Annotated in this window: 20 protein-coding genes, 17 tRNA genes and 1 rRNA gene; all 38 read right to left on the bottom strand. The window is 39.0% G+C overall.

Going from position 1 to position 23,614, the window contains the following annotated elements; all coding sequences use genetic code 11:
• Window position 1 precedes the first annotated feature (1 nt).
• The 38 genes from purK to rrf all read right to left on the bottom strand — a co-directional run bounded on the left by purK (window position 2) and on the right by rrf (window position 23,604).
• Complete coding sequence (gene purK / locus E0E02_RS07660; RefSeq protein ID WP_133018272.1) at window positions 2–1,093, bottom strand: 5-(carboxyamino)imidazole ribonucleotide synthase; 1,092 nt, start codon at window positions 1,091–1,093, stop codon at window positions 2–4.
• Window positions 1,080–1,568, bottom strand: coding sequence for a 5-(carboxyamino)imidazole ribonucleotide mutase (gene purE, locus E0E02_RS07665; protein ID WP_074603837.1), 489 nt, complete (start codon window positions 1,566–1,568; stop codon window positions 1,080–1,082). The genes purK and purE overlap by 14 nt, the downstream gene beginning before the upstream one ends.
• Window positions 1,568–2,017 carry a DUF523 domain-containing protein gene (locus E0E02_RS07670; protein WP_093816058.1) on the bottom strand — a complete coding sequence of 150 codons (450 nt, stop codon included), beginning with the start codon at window positions 2,015–2,017 and terminating at the stop codon, window positions 1,568–1,570. Before E0E02_RS07670 ends, purE begins: the two co-directional genes overlap by 1 nt.
• The gene (purD, locus tag E0E02_RS07675; RefSeq protein WP_074481033.1) at window positions 2,007–3,269 is read right to left on the bottom strand and encodes a phosphoribosylamine--glycine ligase; all 1,263 of its coding nucleotides are present in this window, start codon (window positions 3,267–3,269) and stop codon (window positions 2,007–2,009) included. The genes E0E02_RS07670 and purD overlap by 11 nt, the downstream gene beginning before the upstream one ends.
• A 362-nt stretch (window positions 3,270–3,631) precedes the next feature.
• Window positions 3,632–5,179 (bottom strand): bifunctional phosphoribosylaminoimidazolecarboxamide formyltransferase/IMP cyclohydrolase, encoded by a 1,548-nt coding sequence (gene purH, locus E0E02_RS07680; protein ID WP_074603843.1) that lies wholly within the window; start codon window positions 5,177–5,179, stop codon window positions 3,632–3,634.
• Between the two features lie 70 nt (window positions 5,180–5,249).
• Window positions 5,250–5,801 (bottom strand): phosphoribosylglycinamide formyltransferase, encoded by a 552-nt coding sequence (purN, locus tag E0E02_RS07685; RefSeq protein WP_133018273.1) that lies wholly within the window; start codon window positions 5,799–5,801, stop codon window positions 5,250–5,252.
• Window positions 5,801–6,820 (bottom strand): phosphoribosylformylglycinamidine cyclo-ligase, encoded by a 1,020-nt coding sequence (purM, locus tag E0E02_RS07690; protein ID WP_074561393.1) that lies wholly within the window; start codon window positions 6,818–6,820, stop codon window positions 5,801–5,803. The genes purN and purM overlap by 1 nt, the downstream gene beginning before the upstream one ends.
• Before the next feature lie 36 nt (window positions 6,821–6,856).
• Window positions 6,857–7,837, bottom strand: a complete 981-nt coding sequence (gene pyrF, locus E0E02_RS07695) for an orotidine-5'-phosphate decarboxylase (RefSeq protein WP_240789026.1) — start codon at window positions 7,835–7,837, stop codon at window positions 6,857–6,859.
• 9 nt (window positions 7,838–7,846) lie between these two features.
• Window positions 7,847–8,254 carry a hypothetical protein gene (locus tag E0E02_RS07700; RefSeq protein ID WP_133018274.1) on the bottom strand — a complete coding sequence of 136 codons (408 nt, stop codon included), beginning with the start codon at window positions 8,252–8,254 and terminating at the stop codon, window positions 7,847–7,849.
• 48 nt (window positions 8,255–8,302) lie between these two features.
• Window positions 8,303–9,766, bottom strand: a complete 1,464-nt coding sequence (purF, locus tag E0E02_RS07705; protein WP_133018275.1) for an amidophosphoribosyltransferase — start codon at window positions 9,764–9,766, stop codon at window positions 8,303–8,305.
• Between the two features lie 109 nt (window positions 9,767–9,875).
• Window positions 9,876–13,601 (bottom strand): phosphoribosylformylglycinamidine synthase, encoded by a 3,726-nt coding sequence (locus tag E0E02_RS07710; protein ID WP_133018276.1) that lies wholly within the window; start codon window positions 13,599–13,601, stop codon window positions 9,876–9,878.
• Between the two features lie 50 nt (window positions 13,602–13,651).
• On the bottom strand, window positions 13,652–14,362 hold the full coding sequence (gene purC / locus E0E02_RS07715) for a phosphoribosylaminoimidazolesuccinocarboxamide synthase (protein ID WP_074565243.1): 711 nt from the start codon (window positions 14,360–14,362) through the stop codon (window positions 13,652–13,654).
• A 124-nt stretch (window positions 14,363–14,486) separates the two neighbouring features.
• Window positions 14,487–14,729 carry an acyl carrier protein gene (locus E0E02_RS07720; protein ID WP_039696062.1) on the bottom strand — a complete coding sequence of 81 codons (243 nt, stop codon included), beginning with the start codon at window positions 14,727–14,729 and terminating at the stop codon, window positions 14,487–14,489.
• Window positions 14,730–14,746: 17 nt separating this feature from the next.
• Window positions 14,747–15,742 carry a phosphate acyltransferase PlsX gene (gene plsX, locus E0E02_RS07725; RefSeq protein ID WP_133018277.1) on the bottom strand — a complete coding sequence of 332 codons (996 nt, stop codon included), beginning with the start codon at window positions 15,740–15,742 and terminating at the stop codon, window positions 14,747–14,749.
• Window positions 15,743–15,880: 138 nt separating this feature from the next.
• Entirely contained in the window at window positions 15,881–16,636 is a 756-nt protein-coding gene (recO, locus tag E0E02_RS07730; protein WP_133018278.1) for a DNA repair protein RecO, read from the bottom strand.
• A complete protein-coding gene (locus E0E02_RS07735; protein ID WP_074565237.1) occupies window positions 16,626–17,801 on the bottom strand; it encodes a pyridoxal phosphate-dependent aminotransferase in 1,176 nt (391 codons plus the stop codon). The genes recO and E0E02_RS07735 overlap by 11 nt, the downstream gene beginning before the upstream one ends.
• Before the next feature lie 185 nt (window positions 17,802–17,986).
• A complete protein-coding gene (locus E0E02_RS07740; protein WP_039696066.1) occupies window positions 17,987–18,958 on the bottom strand; it encodes a ribose-phosphate diphosphokinase in 972 nt (323 codons plus the stop codon).
• Between the two features lie 142 nt (window positions 18,959–19,100).
• A complete protein-coding gene (locus E0E02_RS07745; RefSeq protein ID WP_039696067.1) occupies window positions 19,101–20,438 on the bottom strand; it encodes a CHAP domain-containing protein in 1,338 nt (445 codons plus the stop codon).
• Between the two features lie 101 nt (window positions 20,439–20,539).
• Window positions 20,540–21,055 carry a rod shape-determining protein MreD gene (gene mreD, locus E0E02_RS07750; protein WP_206282023.1) on the bottom strand — a complete coding sequence of 172 codons (516 nt, stop codon included), beginning with the start codon at window positions 21,053–21,055 and terminating at the stop codon, window positions 20,540–20,542.
• Window positions 21,048–21,875, bottom strand: coding sequence for a rod shape-determining protein MreC (gene mreC / locus E0E02_RS07755; RefSeq protein ID WP_276319490.1), 828 nt, complete (start codon window positions 21,873–21,875; stop codon window positions 21,048–21,050). Before mreC ends, mreD begins: the two co-directional genes overlap by 8 nt.
• A 73-nt stretch (window positions 21,876–21,948) precedes the next feature.
• Window positions 21,949–22,036: transfer RNA gene (locus E0E02_RS07760), tRNA-Ser, on the bottom strand.
• 10 nt (window positions 22,037–22,046) lie between these two features.
• Window positions 22,047–22,120, bottom strand: a tRNA-Ile gene (locus tag E0E02_RS07765).
• 38 nt (window positions 22,121–22,158) lie between these two features.
• Window positions 22,159–22,229, bottom strand: a tRNA-Gly gene (locus E0E02_RS07770).
• Between the two features lie 17 nt (window positions 22,230–22,246).
• Window positions 22,247–22,319 (bottom strand) — tRNA-Phe (locus E0E02_RS07775).
• A gap of 6 nt (window positions 22,320–22,325) precedes the next feature.
• Window positions 22,326–22,399 (bottom strand) — tRNA-Met (locus E0E02_RS07780).
• A gap of 13 nt (window positions 22,400–22,412) precedes the next feature.
• Window positions 22,413–22,502, bottom strand: a tRNA-Ser gene (locus E0E02_RS07785).
• 24 nt (window positions 22,503–22,526) lie between these two features.
• A tRNA-Ile gene (locus tag E0E02_RS07790) sits at window positions 22,527–22,600 on the bottom strand.
• A 22-nt stretch (window positions 22,601–22,622) separates the two neighbouring features.
• A tRNA-Met gene (locus E0E02_RS07795) sits at window positions 22,623–22,696 on the bottom strand.
• A gap of 5 nt (window positions 22,697–22,701) precedes the next feature.
• A tRNA-Pro gene (locus E0E02_RS07800) sits at window positions 22,702–22,775 on the bottom strand.
• Window positions 22,776–22,781: 6 nt separating this feature from the next.
• Window positions 22,782–22,855 (bottom strand) — tRNA-Arg (locus tag E0E02_RS07805).
• Between the two features lie 22 nt (window positions 22,856–22,877).
• Window positions 22,878–22,963: transfer RNA gene (locus E0E02_RS07810), tRNA-Leu, on the bottom strand.
• Window positions 22,964–22,971: 8 nt separating this feature from the next.
• A tRNA-Gly gene (locus E0E02_RS07815) sits at window positions 22,972–23,043 on the bottom strand.
• Window positions 23,044–23,060: 17 nt separating this feature from the next.
• A tRNA-Thr gene (locus E0E02_RS07820) sits at window positions 23,061–23,133 on the bottom strand.
• A gap of 14 nt (window positions 23,134–23,147) precedes the next feature.
• Window positions 23,148–23,229 (bottom strand) — tRNA-Leu (locus tag E0E02_RS07825).
• Window positions 23,230–23,238: 9 nt separating this feature from the next.
• Window positions 23,239–23,311 (bottom strand) — tRNA-Lys (locus E0E02_RS07830).
• A gap of 3 nt (window positions 23,312–23,314) precedes the next feature.
• A tRNA-Asp gene (locus tag E0E02_RS07835) sits at window positions 23,315–23,387 on the bottom strand.
• A 24-nt stretch (window positions 23,388–23,411) separates the two neighbouring features.
• A tRNA-Val gene (locus tag E0E02_RS07840) sits at window positions 23,412–23,484 on the bottom strand.
• A gap of 4 nt (window positions 23,485–23,488) precedes the next feature.
• Window positions 23,489–23,604 (bottom strand): 5S ribosomal RNA (gene rrf / locus E0E02_RS07845).
• Window positions 23,605–23,614: the final 10 nt, after the last annotated feature.

Below are 23,614 nucleotides of genomic sequence, written 5' to 3' on the forward strand. Positions count from 1 at the left end.
CTTAAAAATCCATTCCTTCACCCATTTCCGCAATGGTATCAGGTTCACTACTAAACAAAGTAATGTGTCCCATTTTGCGGTTATGTTTCGCCTCTAGTTTACCATAAAGGTGGAGGTGAGCGCTAGGATTTTCCTTAACATAAGCTCGTGCTTTGTCCATATGTTGTCCAAGAACATTAAGCATAACAGCTGGTTGATGCAAGTGAATCTTAGGAAGTGGCAAGCCAAGAATTCCTAAAATATGTGTATCAAATTGTGAAAAATCACAAGCTTCGATTGAATAGTGTCCAGAGTTGTGTGGACGCGGTGCAATTTCGTTGACAATAATGTCATCTGATGTCGCGAACATCTCAACACAAAGTGTCCCAGACAATTCCAATTGTTCAGCAATTTGCGTTGCCATAGCTTGTGCTTTTTTGGCAAGCTCATCAGAAATACGAGCAGGCACGATAGTTTTTGACAAGATGTTGTTGCGATGAATATTTTCTTGAACTGGGAAAACAGTCATCTCCTTACCATTACCTGACACAATCACTGAAATTTCAAGGTCAAAATTCACAAATTCTTCTAGCACACATTCACAAGAATTGGCTAATTTATTTGCAGCTTCCAAATCATCGGCTGATTTAATGACGATTTGACCATGACCGTCGTAACCGCCAGTTGCAGTTTTCAAGACATAATTCTTAGACAAATCAATATCTTCAAGGTCAAGACTTGATGTCACAACTTTATAAGGCGCTACGGTAACACCAGCTTTTTGAGATAAAAAGTTTTTCTCAAAAATACGATTTTGTGAAATTCTAAGCAGATCAGTTCCTTGGGGTAATTGATTTGCTTTTACCACTGCATCCAAAGCATCCGCATCGACATTTTCAAACTCATAAGTAAGCACATCACAGCGCTCTGCCAATTCACGCATCGCGTCAACGTCATCGTAAGGTGCCACAATCATATCACTAACACGAGATGCAGGACAATCTTTCGTTGGATCAAGTGTAACCACCTTATGTCCCATATAGATAGCTGAGATAGCCATCATTTGACCTAGTTGACCACCACCGATAATACCAATTGTTTTAGTCGAGTTCATCAGTTGATGCCTCCGCAGCTTTGCCTTGTTCGATGGCAAATTTTTCTAGTTTTTCTGCCAAAGCAGCATCTTCAATTGCTAAAATACGAAGAGCTGTAAGAGCAGCATTTTTAGCTCCTGACTCACCAATCGCCATTGTTGCCACAGGGACACCACCAGGCATTTGAACGATTGAATAAAGAGAATCAAGTCCGCTAAGGGCACGTGACTTCACAGGAACACCAATAACCGGAAGTGTTGTTTTTGCTGCAACCATACCAGGTAAATGCGCAGCACCACCAGCACCAGCAATAATCACCTTGATGCCGCGACCTCTTGCTTCTTCGGCATGTTTAAACATCAAATCTGGTGTACGGTGAGCTGAAACAACTTTCTTTTCATAAGCCACACCAAATTCATCAAGTACTTCTGCTGTTTTTTTCATGGTAGCCCAATCTGATTTGCTTCCCATGATAACTGAAATTAATGGTTTCATTATTTTCCTTCCAATTGTTTTATATCTTCAACATCAAGAACAGGATAGCCAAGGGCTTTTAACTTTTGGGCAAAAAGACCACTACCTGCCACTTTTTTACCAGAAAAGTTTCCGTCGTAAATCTGATTAACACCACATGACGGGCTGCGCGATTGTAAAATAGCTAAATCAATAGACTTTTTAGCAAGCTCATTGACACAACGCTCAATGCCTTTTTCAAACAGGTCATCGTAACAATTCCCTCTCTTATCAAGAACATGTCCATCAACTAATTCAACAGGTTCTCGTGGTGTAGGCAGACCAGCTAAAACTTCTGGGCAAATGGCTACCACTTCTTTGTCAGCAACATAATCAACCAGAGCTTGATTGTAATTATGACCACCGTTATACTTACACTTCTCACCCAAGAGACAAGCGCTGACTAAAACACATTTAGGTTTAACGTCCAAGAGCTTTACTTCCGATATCGTTGCGATAGAAAAGACCTGTTGTATCTTGCTTAGCAAGCTCTGCATAAATAACATCTTGAGCAGATTTTACGTCAGCCTCTGTTGTGACTAACATGTATACACGTCCACCATTTGAAAGCAATGCTTTATCATCAGCGAACTTAGCTCCTGCGTAATAAGTAATCACATCACCTGATGTTTTTTCTGGAAGACGAACACCTTTTTCGTAGGCAACTGGGTAACCTTCTGAGGCAACTACCACACCCAAAGTAACGCCCTTGTCAGTCCAAGTGATTTCTGGCTCTTTACCGTCTAAAATATCAGTAATGTTTTGAGCAAAATCAGATGTCAAACGCGGCAAGATAACTTGAGTTTCAGGGTCACCAAAGCGTGAATTAAATTCAATAACTTTAGGACCATCAGCTGTTAAAATAAGTCCTGCATAAAGAACACCAAGGTATGGACGTCCTTCAGCAATCATCCCATTAAGAACAGGCTTAACGATTGTTTCAACGGCTGTATCAACAACACTTTGTGGCAAATGTGGTACTGGTGCGTAAGCTCCCATACCACCAGTATTAGGACCTTTATCGCCATCAAAAGCACGTTTGTGGTCTTGCGCAGTTGGCATGATATAGAAGTTATCGCCATTGACAAAAGCAAACAATGAGAATTCTTCGCCATCAAGAAATTCTTCAATAACCACACGTGCACCAGAATCACCAAATTTATTATCAAGCAACATTTCATGTGCAGCTTCAACGGCTTGTTCTACTGTTTCAGCAACTACCACACCTTTACCTAATGCCAAACCGTCAGCTTTAACAACAATCGGTGCGCCATGTTCTTCAATATAACTCTTTGCTTGCTCAAAATCTGAGAAAGTGCTGTAAGCCGCTGTTGGAACATGATATTTAGCCATGATTGATTTAGCAAAGTCTTTAGACCATTCAAGCTCCGCAGCAGCTTTACTTGGACCGAAGGCTTTCAAACCTGCAGCATTAAAATCATCAACAATTCCTGCAGCCAAAGCATCATCAGGTCCGATAAATGCCCAAGCAATGTCATTTGCTTTCGCAAAATCAATTAGTTTAGAATGTTCGGAAATTCCGATATTTACTAAATCAAGTCCATCAAGTGTCATCCCATCATTTCCAGGTGCTACAAAAACCTGGCTCACTTGAGGAGATTCCAACAACTTCTTAGCAATAGCGTGCTCACGCCCGCCAGAGCCAACAACTAAAAGTTTCATAAGTAAAAATACCTCAATAGAAAACAATCACAGGAGCCTAGGCTCCAAAATCAACAAAGCACGTAAAAACAAAATATTTTCACGAATTATCTAGATATATTATAACATATTTGTTCGGAAATAGATGGAAATCCTGTGATAAGTTTAGAAAAAATACCATAAAAATAAAAAAATCCCAATCTAGATAGACTGGGACTTGGTTGGATTATGAAAAAAAGTTTATTTAGGAGTTATTGTTAGTATAGTAAGCATTACTTAAGTGAGACTTAAGCATAACTTTCAAAAAGCTTAAAGTAAAAGCATCCTAGCCTTAGCCAAGATGCTTCATGAAATATTTATTAAAGGAAGTTTGCCTATTTATCTTAGTGGCGGAAGTGACGAACACCTGTAAATACCATGGCAATGCCGTATTTATCAGCCATGTCGATAGATTCTTGGTCACGAACTGAACCACCAGGTTGGATGATAGCTTTCACACCTGCGGCAGCAATTTCTTCAACGTTATCTGCAAATGGGAAGAAAGCATCACTAGCAAGGACAGCACCGTCAAGACGATCTTTAGCTTGGTCAAGCGCAATACGAACTGAAGCAACACGGTTTGTTTGACCAGGACCAACACCAAGTGTCATGTGGTCATTTGTCACGATGATACCGTTAGATTTAACATATTTGATTGATTTCCAAGCAAATTCAAGAGCTGCTTTTTCTTGGTCAGTTGGTTGACGTTTTGTGACAACTTTCCAATCTGCTGGATTTTCTTCGATAACATCTTGGTTTTGAACCAAAAGTCCACCAACAACACCAGTGTATTCTTTTTCAACTTGACTAGCTTCTTGAGCGTCAAATGGCAATTGAAGAATACGCATGTTTTTCTTCTTAGTTGTCAAGATTTCAAGAGCTTCATCAGAATAGCTTGGAGCAATGATGATTTCAAGGAAGATAGCGTGCATTTTCTTAGCTGTTGCAGCGTCAACTTCGCGGTTAAGCACAACGATTCCACCAAAGATTGAAACAGGGTCTGATTCATAAGCGTAATCCCAAGCTGTTTCGATGTCATCAGCTTGTCCGATACCACATGGGTTCATGTGTTTAAGAGCAACAACAGTTGGGCGATCTTTGAAATCGCGGATGATACGGATAGCTGCATCAGCATCACGAATGTTGTTAAATGACAATTCTTTACCATTCAATTGTTTAGCAGAAGCAATTGAGTAATCTGTTGGCAATGCTTTTTGGTAGAAATCCGCGTCTTGTTGTGGGTTTTCACCATAACGCATTGGTTGTTTCAAATCGTAAGTGATGGTAAGTTTTTCAGGTTTTGTTTCACCAACTTGTTTTGTAAAGTATTCCGCAATCAAAGCATCGTATGCTGCTGTGTGACGGAAGACTTTCGCTGCCAAACGTTGACGAGTTTCAAATGTTGTTTCACCATTTGCTGACAATTCATCCAAAACAACAGCGTAATCAGCTGGGTCAACGACAACTGTAACACTAGCGTGGTTTTTAGCTGCAGAGCGAAGCATTGAAGGACCACCAATATCAATGTTTTCAACCGCATCAGCGTAAGTCACATCTGGTTTCAAGATTGTTTCTTTGAATGGGTAAAGGTTAACCACAACAAGGTCAATCAATTCGATGTGATTATCTTTTGCTGCTTGAAGGTGACTATCAAGGTCACGACGAGCCAAAAGACCACCGTGGATATTTGGGTGAAGTGTCTTCACACGTCCATCCATCATTTCTGGGAAACCAGTCACATCATCAATCGCAATTGTATCAACACCTGCTTTATCAAGCGCAACTTTTGTTCCACCAGTTGAGATAATATCCCAACCAAGTTTTTTCAATTCTTGAGCAAATTCAACAATGCCCGCTTTGTCAGAAACACTAATTAGTGCACGTTTTGTCATTTTTTCTCCTTTAAAAAGATGTTACTGCTATTTTTAAATTTAAAGTCATCACAAAGCATAAGTTGTGAGATTACTTTTTCTCAACTCCCAAGCTCTCTAAAACCTCAGGATAAAGCTTATACTCATTTTCATGAATGCGAGCTTCAAAACTTTCAATGGTATCACCTGCTAGACGAGGCACACGAACTTGTTTAATCACTGTCCCTGTATCGACACCACTGTCAACCCAATGAATGGTAACGCCAGACTGGTCAACTCCTGCTTCCCAAGCATCATCAATACCATGAGCGCCTGGAAATTCAGGAAGATAAGCTGGATGAATATTGATAATACGACCTTCGTAAGCTTTTAACAAAGTCGTTCCAACAATTTTCATATAACCAGCCAAGCAAACCAAATCAATGTCATATTTTTCAAGCAAAGCCACAATCGCTTCTTCATAAGCTGTTTTACTGTCAAACTCTTTAAGCTCAAAAGTATGAGTTGTTACACCCAGTTTTTCAGCACGTTCTAAGACATAAGCATCTCGGTGGTCTGAAAAGACAAACTCAACCGGAAACTGCTCAGCAATAACTTGAAAATTCGACCCATTACCGCTCGCAAATACTGCGATTTTTTTCATTATTTAATCACCACACTTGCATCTGCTTTTTTAACGATGCGACCAAGTTCGTAAACTGGTTCGTCAAGTAATTCTTTCACACGTTCAACTTTGTCAGGGCTAACTGCCATCATCAAACCAATACCCATGTTGAAGATTTCAAACATTTCTTCGTGTTTGATGTTGCCATATTTTTCAAGAGCTTTGAAAATTGGAAGAACTGGAATTTTATCTTCTTCGATTTCAGCTGCCAAATCATCAGCGAACATACGTGGCACATTTTCGATGAATCCACCACCAGTGATGTGGGCAATACCATTAACCAATTCTTCTTTGATAAGCGGAAGCACTGCTTTAACATAAATACGAGTTGGTTCAAGAAGGACTTCTTTCAATTTTTTACCTTCAAGTTCTGGAAGAACTTCTTCACCTGAATAATCAGCAAAAACTCGACGAACAAGTGAGTAACCATTTGAGTGGATACCGCTTGAAGCAAGTCCAAGAAGAACGTCGCCATCAGAAACTTTTGAACCATCAATGATTTGTGATTTTTCAGCAACACCTACTGCAAAACCAGCCAAATCATAATCATCTTCACCGTACATGCCAGGCATTTCAGCAGTTTCACCACCGATAAGAGCTGCACCAGATTGGACACAACCTTCAGCAACACCAGCAACAACTTGTTCAAGTTTTGCAGGTTCATTTTTACCAGTTGCGATGTAATCTAAGAAGTAAAGTGGTTCTGCACCAGCAGCAATGATATCATTGACACACATCGCCACACAGTCTTGACCAATGGTATCGTGTTTGTCATATTTAATGGCAAGCATAAGTTTTGTTCCCACACCATCAGTTCCTGAAATCAAAACAGGTTCTTTAACGCCAGTTTTAGTAAGGTCAAACATACCACCAAAACCACCAAGAGCTCCCATAACACCTGCACGTTCAGTACGCGCAACGTGTTTTTTGATACGTGCAACAACTTCATAACCCGCTTCAACATCAACACCAGACTGAGCGTAAGCATTTTTTGACATAATAATTTTCTCCTTTTTGGGAAATAGCAGAGCTATTTAAACATTTTTCCAGATAAGTTTATTTGAATTTTCCAAAGTATCGTTGATTAACTTATTATAACCATCGACAGCTTTAGAAATAGCAGTTCTAACTTCTTCTTGAGAAGCATCAACATCTTGATAAGCATAATTGATAGCTCTTGAACATGGAATAATAACACCAGTTCCTTTATCATCAAATGCTGATTCAAGCAAAGTGACATCTCCACCTTGATATCCAATACCAGGCATCAAGAACAATGAGTTCGGTAATAGTTTTCTAAATTTAGCAACTTCTTCTGGATAAGTTGCACCGATAACTGCACCTAAATCAGAATATCCATACTTACCAACTTTTGTTCCATGATTATTAATGTAATCACAAACAAGTTCTGATACTGTAGCACCATTAACTGTTTCCATGTCTTGTAACTCACCAGAAGAGGGATTGCTAGTTTTAACAAGAATAATTGTTCCATTACCAGTTTCATGACCAACTTCTACAAATGGTGTCACCCCATCACTTCCTAGAAAAGGATTTACTGTAACAGCATCAACATAACTTGTTTCATCCATCCATTCATCACAAGAACCTTTGAAGAAAGCTTTAGCATAAGCTTCAGAAGTCGTTCCGATATCCCCACGCTTGGCATCTGCAATAACCAACAATCCTTTTTCATGAGCATAAGCAACAGTATCCCAGAAAGCTTGTAAACCTTCTGCACCATATTTTTCAAAATAGGCAAGCTGTGGTTTGATAGCAGGCACCTTACCATCAATTAAATCAATAACCATTTTATTAAAAGTCAAGATAGCATATGCAGCACCTTTCGGAGTTTTACCATACTTTTCTGTAGCCTCTTGCAAAAGATAAGTTGGATACTTGTCTAAAATCGGATCTAAACCAACACAAAGATGTGAGTGAGTTGCTATAACTTTTTCAATATATTTATCTGAAAACATGAATTCAGCATAAGCATTTTTATTTTTTGATAACATTTTCCTATCCTATAGTGCCATATATGCCAAAAATGGACTAATATAGATGGCTATATAAATCAATGTAATCCATGGCTGATAATCAATATAAAACTCCTTAAAAGTCAACGACCACGGGTGTTTAATAATTACCCACCCAACAACATCGACAATTATAGTTAATGTTCCCCAGAGTAGTGATGTTAGAACCACTTCATACAGCGTAACTACTGGTAAAGTAAACAAATACATATAAGCAGCAATAGGGAAAATTAAAATATTATATAGTGGATGCCAAGGTTTAGTTGCTTCGTAACCTTCTCCCATACCTGGACCATCAGCCATCGATGACATTTTAAGAACAACAATATTAAAGACCGTATGTCCTACACCAAAGATAAAAGTCACTACAATATAAGCCAACCAGTACCATAGCATGGACAAACCAAATTCTTGCATTACATTGTTCCTTCCTCTAACCAAAAGCTATTTATTCTCATTAACTTCGTGAATATAGAAACTTGTTTTTTCTTCCAAGCTCTTGAGGTATGCTTCTTCATAATCATAGAGTGGTGTTGGATACTTACCGTCAAAGTATGCCACACAAAGACCACCATTTGGAGCATCTGTATCAAGACCGATTGATTCAATCAAACCATCAATTGACAAGTAAGTTAGACTATCTGCACCGATAATTTCACAAACTTCATCTTTGGTATGATTAGCCGAAATCAATTCACGACGATTTTGAATGTCGATACCGTAGAAACATGGGTATTTCAACTCTGGACTACCAATAGCCACGTGAACTTCTGTTGCACCAGCTTCACGAAGAAGACGAACGATACGACGTGATGTAGTTCCACGTACGATAGAATCATCTACCATGACCACACGCTTACCTTTAACAACACCTGAAACAGCTGAAAGTTTCATACGAACACCTTGCTCACGCAATTCTTGTGTCGGTTGAATGAAGGTACGTTGTGTGTATTGATTTTTCACCAAGCCCATTTCATTAGGAAGACCTGATTCTTCAGCAAATCCCATGGCTGCTGAAAGCGATGAATTTGGCACACCAACAACGATATCAGCTTCATGATGAAACTCTTGTGCCAAACGTTTCCCCATATTTTTACGAGCTGTGTGAACATTGACACCGTAAATGTCACTATCAGGGCGGGCAAAGTAAATGTATTCCATTGAACAAATGGCAAGTTGGGTGTCATTTGTATAAGAATCATAGCGAATACCACTATCGTCGATAATCACCATTTCACCTGGTTTAACATCGCGAACCCATTTAGCACCAACCACTTCAAAAGCACATGTTTCACTTGAAACCACCCAAGCTCCATTTTCCATTTGACCAATTGACAATGGACGAAAACCATTTGGATCAAGCGCAGCAATTAACTTATCTTTTGTCATCAACAGATAAGCAAAGCCACCTTTGACAGTGTTAAGGGCTTCTTTAACTTTCCCAAGGAACTCTGGATTGTGACTACGACGAATCAAATGCATCAAAATTTCAGTATCTGATGAGGCATTGAAAATCGCACCTTCATCTTCAAGTTCTTTCTTCAATGATACGGCATTTGTCAAATTACCATTGTGGCAAAGACCAAATTGTTCATCTGTAAAGTTGTAAAGGAAAGGTTGGATGTTATTAATAGAGGCTGAGCCAGCAGTCGCGTAACGAACGTGACCGATAGCTGCAGTCCCTGTCAATTTTTCCAAATCAGCAGGATTTTTAAACACATCTGAAAGGAGACCTGTATTGCGATGTTGAAGAAGTTTGCCGTTATCGTTAGTTACGATACCAGCACCTTCTTGACCGCGGTGTTGAAGACTGTGGAGTCCAAAATAAGTGACGTGAGCAGCTTGAGGATGTCCCCAAATCCCAAACACACCACACTCTTCATTAAGAGATTTAACTTCGTATGTCATTCTTTTTTATTACCTAAATTTACTCGTCAGAATTTTTCTCTGATAAGTTGACAAAAGGTACTCACGTACCCTGTCACTATCAATTCTATAAAATATATTTTTGTGGATATTAAGCTTTAGTGAAATACTCAACCGCGCTACGGAACAAGTGTTGGTCTTTATTTCCTGGAATATTTTGGAAAAGACCATCTTCGTAACGTTCTGAGTGTCCCATCTTACCGATGATTTGTCCGTTCTTGCTTGTGATACCTTCAATAGCATTCACAGAGCCATTTGGATTGTATTTAGAATCCATGCTTGGTTTGCCATCGAAGTCAACGTATTGACTAAAGATTTGTCCGTTATCACGAAGTTCAGCAAACTCTTCATCAGTCACAACAAATTTACCTTCACCATGTGAAACTGGAATAGCGTAAACATCACCAACTTCAACACCAGCAAGCCAAGGTGAGTTTGTATTTGCAATACGTGTTTCAACCATTTTCGCCACGTGTTGGTTAGCATCGTTGTAGAAAAGAGTTGGACTTGTTTCAGTAGCATCTTCAAAGTTACCGTATGGAAGAAGACCTGATTTAACAAGGGCTTGGAATCCATTACAGATACCAATGATAAGACCACCTTTTTCGATAAAGCTATCAATAGCTGCGCGAACTTTTTGGTTAAGCAAGATGTTCACGATAAATTTAGCAGAACCATCTGGTTCATCAGCAGCTGAGAATCCTCCAGCAAAGAAGATAATGTTAGCTTTACTGATGTTGTCAACCATTGTATCAACTGAAGCTTCAATAGCTGCTTCATTAAGTGTCACAAATGGTACCAAATTAACTTTTGCACCAGCTTGTTCAAAGGCTTTAGCTGAATCGTATTCTGAGTTTGTACCAGGGAAAACTGGTATGTAAACAAGTGGTTCAGCAACTTTTTGACTTGCCTTAATCACAGCGTCTGAAGCGACAGCTGGAACATCTTCAAGCTTAGTACTTTGTTCAAATTCAGTTGGGTAAACTTCTTCAAGTGTTCCTTCAAAGGCTGAAAGAAGTTTGTCACCAGCAAGGTTGATATCGTTGACAGTAAGTGTAAAGTCAGCTGTTGTTTCACCAATTTTAATAGCGTCAGCAATTTCTTCATCTGAAGTAAAGACAAAGCCACCAAGTTGTGCTGTCAAGCTTGTTGCAAGCTCGGCCAATTCAACCTTAGCACCGATATGATTACCAAAGCTAGCAAGTGCCAAGCTTTCCATCACACCACCGTATTTAACAGCTGACGCTGCTGTAATGTGATGTGCTTTTTGAATGGCTTCAAATTTAGCAAAGTTACCTTTGATTAGGTCAAAATCAATATCTTGTGAAATAGCTTGACCTGGAATATAGTAAACATTTTCGCCAGCTGCTTTAAATTCAGGTGAAAGAACTTTACGGCTATCAGCTGTTGTTACCCCAAAAGCAACCAATGTTGGTGGTACTGTCAATTCTTCAAAAGTACCAGACATTGAATCTTTACCACCAATTGATGGTAAACCAAGTTGAATTTGAGCTTCGATTGAACCAAGAAGAGCTGAGACAGGTTGACCAAAGCGTTCAGCTTTTTTATCCATACGTTGGAAGTATTCTTGATAAGAAAAACGTGCTTTAGACCAGTTTGCTCCAGTTGCCACCAAACGTGCTGTCGCTTCAATCACAGCATAAGCAGCACCGTGATATGGTGACCATTCAGCAATGTAAGGATTGAATCCTTGAGCCATGACTGAAGCTGTTGTTGTTACACCATTTTGAACAGGAAGTTTTTGAACAGAACTTTCTGTTGGTGTGATTTGGTAGCGACCACCAATTGGATGGTTAACTGTTGAACGACCAACAGAGCTATCAAAGATTGTTTGTAAACCTTTTTGGCTAGCATGGTTAAGGTCTGAAAGGACTTTAGTTGTATCAGTTTCAAGAGTTGCTGCTGAAGTTGTACGTTGTTCTGGCATGTCAACTTGACTGTCAACAACATCAGCATCAACGACCACGCGCACACCGTTAGTATCAAGGAAACGACGTTCAATATCGACAATGGTTTGACCATTCCAAGTCATGACAAGGTTTGGTTTTTCTGTAACTGTCGCAACAACAACAGCATCGATATTTTCTTTGTGACATTCAGCTACGAAAGCTTCAACGTCTTTCGGACGAACTACAACAGCCATACGTTCTTGTGATTCTGAGATAGCAATTTCAGTTCCGTTAAGCCCTTGATATTTAAGTGGCACTTTATTAAGGTCAATTTCAAGACCATCAGCCAATTCACCAATCGCAACACAGACTCCACCAGCACCAAAGTCATTTGATTTTTTGATGAGGCGAGTCACATTGCCATTACGGAAAAGGCGTTGAATTTTACGTTCTTCGATGGCATTACCTTTTTGAACTTCTGCGCCAGCTGTTTCAACAGATTCAACTGTTTGAACTTTAGATGAACCAGTTGCACCACCGACACCATCACGACCTGTTTTACCTCCAAGAAGGATAACTACATCACCAGCTTCTGGTTTTTCACGAACAACATTACCTTTAGGAGCTGCACCGACAACAGCACCAAGTTCCATACGTTTAGCAACAAATCCTGGGTGGAAGTATTCTTTAACGTAAGTTGTTGCAAGACCGATTTGGTTACCATATGAAGAATAACCATGAGCTGCTGTTTTAGAAATCACTTGTTGTGGCAATTTACCAAGACGAGTTTCTGCAATTGGTGTTGTGATATCACCAGCACCTGAGATACGCATAGCTTGGTAAACATAAGAACGTCCTGACAATGGGTCGCGAATAGCACCACCAATACATGTTGCAGCACCACCAAATGGTTCAATTTCTGTTGGGTGATTATGTGTTTCATTCTTGAACATAAGAAGCCAAGGTTCTTTAACACCATTCACATCTACTTCGATTTCAACAGAACATGCGTTGATTTCATCTGAGACTTCCATGTCGTCCAAACGTCCATTAGCACGTTCGTAACGACCAAAGATAGTCGCCATATCCATCAATGTTTGTGGTTTTTCAGAGCGACCTAATTCATCACGCATAGCAATGTATTTATCATAAGTTGCTTGCAATTGTTTTTGGAATTTAGACGCTGAGAAATCAATATGTTTAAGCTCAGTTTCAAAGGTTGTGTGACGGCAGTGGTCTGACCAGTAAGTGTCCAAAACTTTCAATTCAGTTTCAGTTGGCACACGACCAATTGATTTGAAATAATCTTGGATGAAAAGAAGGTCATCAACTTCCATCGCCAAACCTTGTTCAGCTTTGTAGTCAGCAAATTCAGCTGCTGTATAAGTTTTAAAGAAATCAAGATTTGGAATTGTTTTGTCAGATTCTGAAAATGCTTGTGGGGCAATTCCTGTTGTAATACCTTTAAAACGAGAATCAACAGGATTAAGCAAATAATTCTTAACCGCATCAAGTTCAGCTGCAGCGATATCTTTATTAACGAGATAAAGTTGAGCAGTATTAACAGTCACGTCACTATTGCTACCAAGCAAAAGCAAGGCTTCTTGTGATGAGGCTGCACGTTGGTCAAACTGACCAGGAAGTGATTCAATCGCAAAGAAAGCATAATTAGCAAGTTCAGCAACCAAATCATTTTCAGCCAAAATATTATCTGTTACTTGTTCAGAAAAGATATGTTTTTCCGCACGTTCAAAAAGTGCTTTGTCTAGCCCAAAAACATCATAAACTTGAATGATACGTAGATCAGTCAAACTTGTTAATTGAAGATTATGTTTAAGCTCTTTAACAAGCGCTTGAGCTTTAATATTGAAATTTGATTTTTTCTCAACGAAAATTCGTTTATCCATTTTTTACCCTTTTTAGAATTCTTCTTTTACCTACTAGCAAATGTTGCAGATTATTTAAGTCCTTTTAGTTTTTCAAGAACAACTTCATAAACATCTGTTAAGCTACCAAGATCACGACGGAAGACATCTTTGTCCATGTGGTGACCTTCAGCATCCCAAAGACGGCAGTTATCAGGTGAAAATTCATCAGCAAGAATGATTTTACCGTCTTTATCTTTACCAAATTCCAATTTGAAATCAATCAAAGTAAGTCCGATTTGTTTGAACCAATCTTTCAAAAGTTCATTAATACGACGTGTTTCAGCTTTGATGTAAGCAATATCTTCATCGCTTGCAATACCAAGGAATTTCACATGTTCATCATTAATGAATGGGTCATCCAATTCATCGTTTTTGTAATAAAACTCAACAATTGGTGTGTCCAATTTGATACCTTCTTCGACACCAAAACGTTTTGAGAATGAACCTGCTGTAACATTACGCAAAACAACTTCAAGAGGAACAATATCAACTTTTTTGTTCAATTGTTCGGTTTCTGACAATTGTTTAACAAAGTGAGTTGCCACACCTGCTTCATTCAATTTAGTAAAAATTAAAGATGAGATTTGATTATTAAGAACGCCTTTACCTTTAATAGTCTCTTTACGAGCACCATTAAGCATTGTTGCTTGGTCTTTGTAGACTGAAATAATCAAGTTCTCATCTTCTGAAGTTGTGTAAATATCTTTAGCTTTTCCCGTATAAATTAGTTGTCGTGACATGTTTTTGTTCGCCTTTCGCTTTTATTCTACTAAATTTTAACACATGCTCTAACCAATTTCAATATTTAACAGACTTTTTAATAAAATAAAAATAAAAACGTCCGCTTTTAGCGAACGTTTTTGCTTAATTTACTCTATTATAGAGATATTCCATCATTTCTCCCATACATTTCATGTCTTCAACATCTTCGTCAGGGATTTCCAAATGAAACTCATCTTCCAAGTTGATGATAAATTCCATCAAGGCAATTGAATCAACTCCCAAATCATCATGAAGACTCGTTGTTTGCGTAATCTCCATATCTGGTTTATTCATTTGCTCCTTAATGATGAAACTAATCCTTTCAAAAATAGCCTCTTTTGTCATTTCATCCTCCCTTTTCATTAGTCTTTTGGTGTGAATGCTTCAACCAATTGACCAACAACATTTGTATCTAACATCTTACGAGCTTGTCTAATAGTATAGTAAACAGCTTGCGCGTCACTTGAACCATGACATTTCACAACAGGTGCTTTAAGCCCAAAGAGAACTGCACCACCTGCACTTGAATAATCCATAGTATCTTTTAGACTATACAAACTGTCTTTTAGTAGAAGGGCTCCTAATTTTGCTTTCCATCCACCTGATTTAATAGAAGATTTCAAGCTTCCCATAATGTTAAGAGCAGTTCCTTCCATCGTTTTAAGAACAGCATTTCCAGTAAATCCATCTGATACCACAACATCAGCAATGCCATTCATCAAATCACGCGCTTCAACATTTCCAACAAAATTCAAACTAGTATCTTCTGCCAAAAGAGTATAAGCTTCCTTATGAAGCGGGTCACCTTTAGTAGCCTCTGTTCCGTTATTTAGCAGACCAACTCGAGGTTTATCAATGCCACGAACATTTTTAGCATAAAATGAGCCCAAGATAGCATATTGGTGCAAGTGTTTAGGTGTATTTTCCGCATTAGCACCAAGGTCCAACATATCATAACCTTTACCATCTAAAGTTGGTAGAGTAGACATAAGCCCTGGACGATCAATTCCTTTAATACGTCCAACAACAAAAAGTCCTGCTGCCAAAAGAGCACCTGTATTACCCGCAGAAATCACAGCATCTGCTGTTCCTTCCTTAACGGCTTGAGCACCAAGTACCATACTAGCTTTCTTTTTACGACGAATCGCTTTTGCTGGCTCATCGTCCGAATTAATTTTTTCATCTGTATGAATAATTGATACACGGTCTGTTGCTGTCAAATATTCCTTAATTTTTGCTTCATCTCCATAAAGTTGAATCTCAATATCTGAGAATTCAGCCAAGGCACGATTAACTCCCTCAACAATAGCTTTAGGAGCATTATCTCCGCCCATAGCATCAATAGCAATTTTCTTCATATGAATTTCCTCACAAAACATTATCGCCTTATTATAGCATGATTCGCGATTTTTTTCATTTTTTGAAAATCCTCGCATGCTTTCAGAAAAAAAAAGCCATCTGATAAGCAGGATGAAAATTCTACCTATCAAGTGACTTTATTTCATAATATTTCCCCAAGTTCCTAAATCATCGATGAATTTCTTACTCTTCAAACGAAGACCAACGTAATTATCATAAATATCATCAATAAATAAACGCAATTTTTGTTTCATCTCTGGTTTAACAGAAATTGTCTTCAAATCATCAAATTGAATTGCTTGAAAACGATCCACCAGATAAAGAACATTTGGATCCAAATGACTGCGATGCTCATCTTTCACATAATGTTCAGGACAAAGCAAACCAGAATACTTGTGTGAAAAATCAAAAGGAAGCCCTACACGATGACAAAAAGCACAGTCATGAAAATTAAGACTAACACCAAAACGTTCTAAAATCTGAATCTCAAAAATATTAGTCAAAATTTCATAGTCAAGCCCCTCTTCCATCAACAAAAGAGTCTTCTTTAAAAAGGCAAATAACTGCGGATCTGCAACACCATCTGGTACAGCAGCATCAGCTAGGGACGTCACATAAGACGCATAAGATAGTTTAAATAAATCCGCATTAATCTCCTTGAAAGAATCAACTTCCTTATAATCTTCAATAAAAGATAAACCAGTCTCATTGATTTTTAAAATAAATTTAGCTACCGTTAACGGTTGAATAGCCGAATTAAAGCGAGATTTACTAGCATGTTTCACAAAAAACATGTGTTTCCCATTGGTTTCAGTAAAAATCTTAACTAACTTATCATCCTCACGATAATTACGATTATAAAGGACAAGACCGTAAGTTTCCTTATTTTGCATGTTCTTCCATAAATTCTTTCAAACGATCCATGGCTGTTGTGATTGTTTCCATACTTGCCGCATATGACAAACGAAGATAGCCTTCACCATATTTACCAAACGCCACACCTGGAATAAAAGCAACTGCTTTTTCACGAGCAAAATCTTGACAGAATTTAAATGAATCTTGTTCATAGCCAGCTGGAATCTTAGCAAAAATGTAAAAGGCACCATCTGGTTTAATAATCTTAAAACCAAGTGCTGACATCTTATCAATGATGTAATCACGACGTTTCATATACTCTGCTTTCATTGGAAGAGCATCATCTTTACCAACTGAAAGAGCTTCAATCGCAGCAAACTGTGCCATTGTTGCAGCAGCTGTAACCAAGTATTGGTGACTTTTAATCAACTGCGCTGTAAAATTAGCTGGTGCAAAAATCATACCAATTCGCCAACCTGTCATAGCGTGAGATTTAGAAAGACCATTAATTAAAATAGTTTGTTCTGGAAGATATTCAGCAATTGATACATGAGGTTCATCACTATAAGTTAATTCAGAATAAACTTCATCTGAAACCACAAAAACATCATATTTCTTAAGCACATCCGCCAAAGCTTTAATTTGTTCACGTGAATAAGTCACACCAGTTGGGTTAGTTGGGTAATTAAGCAAAACAGCTTTTAGCTTATCGCCTTGTTCCAAAACGGCTTTTTCAAGCATTTCTGGTGTTAAAACAAAATCATTAGCTGTTGTATCAATTTCAACAATTTCAGCTCCTACAAGATTAACAATAGGTTCATAACCAGGATAAGCTGGCGCAGGCAAAAGAACTGTATCACCAGGTTCCAAAATAGCCGTTAAAGTTGCTGACAAAGCTTCCGTTGCTCCAATTGTAACCAAAATTTCATTGTCAGGATTATAAGACAAATGATATTTAGATTTCAAAAAATCTGCAGCTGCTTGACGAAGAGCAGGTAAACCTGCCATCCCAGTATAGTGAGACTGATTGGCATCAATCGCAGCTTTTGCTGCCTCTTTAACATGATCAGGTGTTGTAAAATCAGGCTCTCCAAGAGTCAATTTCATAATGCCTGGCACGTCAGAGATAGACTGATCAAATTGACGAATCAACGACACTTCGATCTTATTTAAATTTTTATTAAAACGATCTGTTAAACTCATAGTTTCACCTCAAAAATCTAATTACATCTATTATACATAAAATTTGATAATTATACACCCTTTTTCAAGTTATCCACAGCAATAACCGAACGATGTCTAAAAGTGACTTATCCACATGTTAATATCTAAAACTAAAAAAATCGCTGGAATAACACCAACGATTTCTTCTGACTTAAAGTCAAATCTTATTTATTAGCTGTTCCCATTTCAAACAATGGTGACAAAGGACGTTTTTCGTGAATACGAGTAATTGCTTCAGCAATTAATTCAGCGATTGAAATTTGTTCAATCTTATCGATCAAACGTTCTTCTGGAAGATAGATAGTATCCAAAACAACCAATTTTTGGATTGCTGATTTCTCGATATTCTCAAGAGCAGGGCCAGAAAGAACTGGGTGAGTACATGATGCATAAACCGCAGTTGCTCCAGCTTCAGCAAGAGCATCTGCTGCGTGACAAATAGTACCTGCTGTATCGATCATATCATCAATCAAGATACATTTTTTACCTTTAACATTACCAATGATGTTCATAACTTCACTGGTATTCATTTTTGTAACACTACGACGTTTATCAATGATAGCAATCGGTGTTTGGAGGAATTGTGCCAATTTACGTGCACGAGTCACACCACCGTGGTCAGGACTAACGACAACAACATCGTCTCCAACCAATCCGTGACGGTCAAAGTAATCAGCGATCAATGGTGCACCCATCAAATGATCAACTGGAATATCAAAGAAGCCTTGAATTTGTGCAGCGTGCAAGTCAACAGTCAAAAGACGATCAACTCCAGCTACTTCAAGCATATTTGCGACTAATTTAGAAGTAATCGGTTCGCGTGAACGAGCTTTACGGTCTTGACGTGCATAACCGTAGTAAGGAATAACCACACTAATTTTTTCAGCACTAGCGCGTTTAAGAGCATCAACCATAATCAAGATTTCCATCAAGTTATCGTTAACTGGTGAGCTAGTTGACTGTAAAATAAAGACATGGTCGCCGCGAATTGATTCTTCAATGTTGACTTGGATTTCACCATCAGAAAATTGACGAACGGTTGATTTTCCGAGTTGAATTCCCATAGCCGAAGCTACTTTTTCTGCTAATTCTTTGTTTGACGATAAGGCAAACAATTTTAAATCAGAATAAGACATGATTTCCTCCAAAGTTTTTATCCTTTACCATTTTAACGTTTTTTTAGCATTTTTTCAATGACAAATGCGTTAAATCCGCTAAATACAGGCAAAATAGAGGGACACAAAAAAAGAGAAGGACATAATCCTTCTCACAGTTTTATTATTGGTAGATATAGTAGACAGTTCCGCCACCCCAAGTTGATGAAGTTGGGTTGAACCATCCACGGTAGTTACCGATTGATGAGTTACCAGCGTAGTTAGCTTCCATAACTTGGATGTTAGTTGAGCTTTGAACAGCTGTTACGTATGCAACGTGTCCATAACCACCACCATCGTATGGCCATACAGCTACTGCACCAGCTTGTGGTGTAGTACCTACAGAGTGACCAGCAGCTTGTGCGCTAGCAATCCATTGGTTAGCATTACCCCAGTAGTTACCAACCCATGAAGCAAGTGATTTAACACCCCAAGTACATTGACCTACTGGGTAAGTGTTACCTGCTGTGTTAGTAGTTGGTGTTACTGAAGATGGTTTAGCAGCTGATGATGAAGTTGAAGCAGCTGGTTTAGCAGCAGTTTGTGCTGGTGCACTTTGAGCTGGTGTTGCAGCTTGTTGTGCTGGCGCTGCTTGAGCTGGAGTTGAAGCTTGTTGTGCTGGTGCTGCAGCTGATGAATCTTGAGCTGAAGTATCTGTAGTTGTATCAGTTGTAGCTGTACCGTTTTGAACAGCAGCTTGTGCTTGTGCTACAGATTCAGCTTGTGCTTGTGCTTCAGCTTGTGCTTGTGCTTCGGCAGCAGCTTGTGCTGCAGCAGCTTCAGCAGCGGCTTGTTCAGCAGCTTCTTTTTGAGCTACAAGGTTAGCACGTTCATCTTCAGCAGTTGCCAATTGAGCAGAAAGATCCAATTGAGCAGCTTGCAATTCAGCTTGTTGTGTTGCCAAAGCAGCTTGGTTTTGTTCGATAGTTGCTTTGTTAGCAGCTACTGTATTGATAGCTTCTTGGTTTTCAGCTTGTTTTTGTTCAATTGCAGCTTTATCAGCTTCTTGTTCATCAAGCATTTTTTTGTTTGCAGCAACTACTTCACGAATTGCTTGAACACGGTTGATAGCATCAGAAACTGATTTAGAGTTCAAGATTGTGTTGATGTAGCTTGTAGCTGAAGCATTTTTTTGTGCGTTACGAGCTTGGTTTTTCAAAGTTTCGTTACGAGCAACAATTTTGCTTGAAAGAGCTTGAATTTCTTCACTTAATTTTTGAGATTCAGCTTCAAGTTGAGCATTTTGTGCTTCCAAATCAGCTTGTTGTGATTGAAGAGAAGACACTTGACTTTGAATAGCGTCAACTTTACTTTGAGCTGCAGCTTGTTCTGAAGTTAGGTTGCTGATTACAGCATCCTGTGCAGCAATTTGTGTATCATAATCGTCCGCATTTACAGTTACGGCCGCTGTTCCAAGTGTCACACCACTGACAAGAACAGCTGATAAAATTCTTTTTTTCATATTAATTAAACTACTCCTTTTTGATAAGACATTATTATTTTACCAAAAAATCACGCAATTAATATTACGTGATTGTTACATTTATGTTTTGTTATGGTAATCTAAGCGTTAAAATATACTTTTTTAAACAATTTCTGGAATATCAAATACAACAAAATGTTAAAAATAAGTGTAGGCGCAAAACTATATGCTATAAAATTAGCCATTGATAACGTTGTCATTCCTAATAAAACAGCTGCTGATTCTCCAACAATTTCAAACAAAAACAAAACAATAATATAGAAGGTTAATGTTTGAAAATTACTTGCAAAAATACTCTTAGTAATCTTATTAGTAAAAATTACTAAAACCGGTAGTAAGAAAACAACCAAACCAATTCGATTCAAGTAATAGATATCATATAAAGCACCTAAGACCAAGGCACTGAATAAGACAAAATGTTTATTCCTATCATGATAAAAATTAATAATTGCCAGCAAAAGTAGATGACTACTAATGGTTACATGATACGAGAAAACAGAACTCATCAAGTAAGAAAGCTGACCATCAATCAACATCAAGAGAAAAAGTAAAAAAAGTAAAAAGTATTTATTCTTAAAAAAAGCCACTTTAATCACCAACTATTGTTACATATGAGATATCAGAAAAATCTGCCGCAGGTGTTACATAAACAACACGTTCTAAATTCTCTGAACTGTTCTTCACACTTGAAACTGAGCCAACAGCAATATTTGCAACAGTATCACCATCAAGTCCACTTGTCACAACACTATCATTTCCATTAATATCAGTAGAAGAATTTAGATTCGAAACAACAAAACATTTCTTATCTGAATCATAAGATTCTAAAATTCCAAAAACATCACCTGAAGCAGTTGAAATTTTAACAGGAATACTAAAATCAGAACCATTTGCTAAAAGTGCAATACTTGAAGTAGTTGAAGAAACGTCAGTGACTACACCAATAAGTCCCCCATTTGACAAAGCAAGCATCTTTTTAGCAACATTATTATTTTTTCCTAACTTAACAGTCAAAGAATCATACCAAGAAACTGGGCTTCTAACAATAACTTTTCCTGTAGCAGAAAACTGAGTAGTAATAGATGATGATGCATTAATAGCACTATTTAATTGATCATTTTCAGATTTTAAAGAATCAATCACTTCACTCTGATTTTCAAGCTCTGCAACCTTTTTCTTTAACTTTTTGTTCTCAGAATAAGTATCAAAAAGATCGTGAATATCCTCATTAAGAGAATCTAAAGATCTAAAGGGAGCGGAAACAATAGAATCCACTCTTGCAACAACACTCCGAACTGGAGAAGTTACACTAGAAATAATTCCCTCATTCTTAAATAGAAATGCCAAAGAAAGACAGAGAACCAATAAAATCAACACAGCGAAGAAAACGAGACGAGAGATTCTTAATTTTTTCAAAATTGTGCACCAACTAACTTAGAATATAAAAATAAACGAGATATCAAAAGATAATCTCGTTTGTAAAATAGCACGGAGAATAAGGGATTCGAACCCTTGCGCCAGTTACCCGACCTAACGATTTAGCAAACCGTCCTCTTCAGCCTCTTGAGTAATTCTCCATTCCATGTATGGGCACAAGTGGACTCGAACCACCGACCTCACGCTTATCAGGCGTGCGCTCTAACCAGCTGAGCTATGCGCCCATGAAACTTGGAATAACCAATATAAATAAAAAATAAAAAGCGGGTGACGAGAATCGAACTCGCGACAACAGCTTGGAAGGCTGTAGTTTTACCACTAAACTACACCCGCATTTATTAAATTTTAAATGGCGCGAGACGGAATCGAACCGCCGACACATGGAGCTTCAATCCATTGCTCTACCAACTGAGCTACCGAGCCAAACTATTGCGGGAGCAGGATTTGAACCTACGACCTTCGGGTTATGAGCCCGACGAGCTACCGAGCTGCTCCATCCCGCGCTAACAATATTAAAGGAGGATGTGGGATTCGAACCCACGCACGCTTTTACACGCCTGACGGTTTTCAAGACCGTTCCCTTCAGCCGGACTTGGGTAATCCTCCATAATAAAAAGTTTCAAATCAATATGGACCTTGTAGGACTCGAACCTACGACCGCTCGGTTATGAGCCGAGTGCTCTAACCAGTTGAGCTAAAGGTCCAAAGTCATCCATATATCATCTATAGCGGCGAAGGGGATCGAACCCCCGACCTCCCGGGTATGAACCGGACGCTCTAGCCAGCTGAGCTACACCGCCATCAATCGGGAAGACAGGATTCGAACCTGCGACCCCTTGGTCCCAAACCAAGTGCTCTACCAAGCTGAGCTACTTCCCGAAATTATGCACCCTGCAGGATTCGAACCTGCAACCGCCTGATTCGTAGTCAGGTACTCTATCCAGTTGAGCCAAGGGTGCATCATAATATTAAATTGTATACTGCCGAGGACCGGAATCGAACCGGTACGAAGGTTACCCTTCGCAGGATTTTAAGTCCTGTGCGTCTGCCAGTTCCGCCACCCCGGCCTCTAACAAGCGAACGACGGGGTTCGAACCCGCGACCCCCACCTTGGCAAGGTGATGTTCTACCACTGAACTACGTTCGCATAAAGAGTATCCTATATGCCGGCTACATGACTTGAACACGCGACCCTCTGATTACAAATCAGATGCTCTACCAACTGAGCTAAGCCGGCAACTTCTTATTTAATGCGGGTTAAGGGACTTGAACCCCCACGCCGTTAAGCGCCAGATCCTAAATCTGGTGCGTCTGCCAATTCCGCCAAACCCGCATATTAATATGACCCGTACTGGGCTCGAACCAGTGACCCTCTGATTAAAAGTCAGATGCTCTACCAACTGAGCTAACGAGTCAAACGGTCCCGACGGGAATCGAACCCGCGATCTTCGCCGTGACAGGGCGACGTGATAACCGCTACACCACGGGACCTTTTGGTTTATATACCATTGTTAATGGGAGTTAACGGGATCGAACCGCTGACCCTCTGCTTGTAAGGCAGATGCTCTCCCAGCTGAGCTAAACTCCCTTTTGCTAAGCGACTACCATATCTAACAGGGGGCAACCCCCAACTACATCAGGCGTGCTAGGGCTTAACTTCTGTGTTCGGCATGGGAACAGGTGTATCTCCTAGGCTATCGTCACTTAACTATGATTGA

The organism is Streptococcus sp. KCJ4932 (assembly GCF_004352745.1).
GTDB classification, from domain to species: Bacteria; Bacillota; Bacilli; order Lactobacillales; family Streptococcaceae; genus Streptococcus; species Streptococcus ruminicola.

Bases quoted from the DNA above. Each gene is read 5' to 3' on its own strand.
- purK (WP_133018272.1), bottom strand. From the start codon at position 1,093: ATGAACTCGACTAAAACAATTGGTATTATCGGTGGTGGTCAACTAGGT.
- purE (WP_074603837.1), bottom strand. From the start codon at position 1,568: ATGAAACCATTAATTTCAGTTATCATGGGAAGCAAATCAGATTGGGCT.
- purD (WP_074481033.1), bottom strand. From the start codon at position 3,269: ATGAAACTTTTAGTTGTTGGCTCTGGCGGGCGTGAGCACGCTATTGCT.
- purH (WP_074603843.1), bottom strand. From the start codon at position 5,179: ATGACAAAACGTGCACTAATTAGTGTTTCTGACAAAGCGGGCATTGTT.
- purN (WP_133018273.1), bottom strand. From the start codon at position 5,801: ATGAAAAAAATCGCAGTATTTGCGAGCGGTAATGGGTCGAATTTTCAA.
- purM (WP_074561393.1), bottom strand. From the start codon at position 6,820: ATGTCAAAAAATGCTTACGCTCAGTCTGGTGTTGATGTTGAAGCGGGT.
- pyrF (WP_240789026.1), bottom strand. From the start codon at position 7,837: ATGTTATCAAAAAATAAAAATGCTTATGCTGAATTCATGTTTTCAGAT.
- E0E02_RS07700 (WP_133018274.1), bottom strand. From the start codon at position 8,254: ATGCTATGGTACTGGTTGGCTTATATTGTAGTGACTTTTATCTTTGGT.
- purF (WP_133018275.1), bottom strand. From the start codon at position 9,766: ATGACATACGAAGTTAAATCTCTTAATGAAGAGTGTGGTGTGTTTGGG.
- E0E02_RS07710 (WP_133018276.1), bottom strand. From the start codon at position 13,601: ATGGATAAACGAATTTTCGTTGAGAAAAAATCAAATTTCAATATTAAA.
- purC (WP_074565243.1), bottom strand. From the start codon at position 14,362: ATGTCACGACAACTAATTTATACGGGAAAAGCTAAAGATATTTACACA.
- E0E02_RS07720 (WP_039696062.1), bottom strand. From the start codon at position 14,729: ATGACAAAAGAGGCTATTTTTGAAAGGATTAGTTTCATCATTAAGGAG.
- plsX (WP_133018277.1), bottom strand. From the start codon at position 15,742: ATGAAGAAAATTGCTATTGATGCTATGGGCGGAGATAATGCTCCTAAA.
- recO (WP_133018278.1), bottom strand. From the start codon at position 16,636: ATGCAAAATAAGGAAACTTACGGTCTTGTCCTTTATAATCGTAATTAT.
- E0E02_RS07735 (WP_074565237.1), bottom strand. From the start codon at position 17,801: ATGAGTTTAACAGATCGTTTTAATAAAAATTTAAATAAGATCGAAGTG.
- E0E02_RS07740 (WP_039696066.1), bottom strand. From the start codon at position 18,958: ATGTCTTATTCTGATTTAAAATTGTTTGCCTTATCGTCAAACAAAGAA.
- E0E02_RS07745 (WP_039696067.1), bottom strand. From the start codon at position 20,438: ATGAAAAAAAGAATTTTATCAGCTGTTCTTGTCAGTGGTGTGACACTT.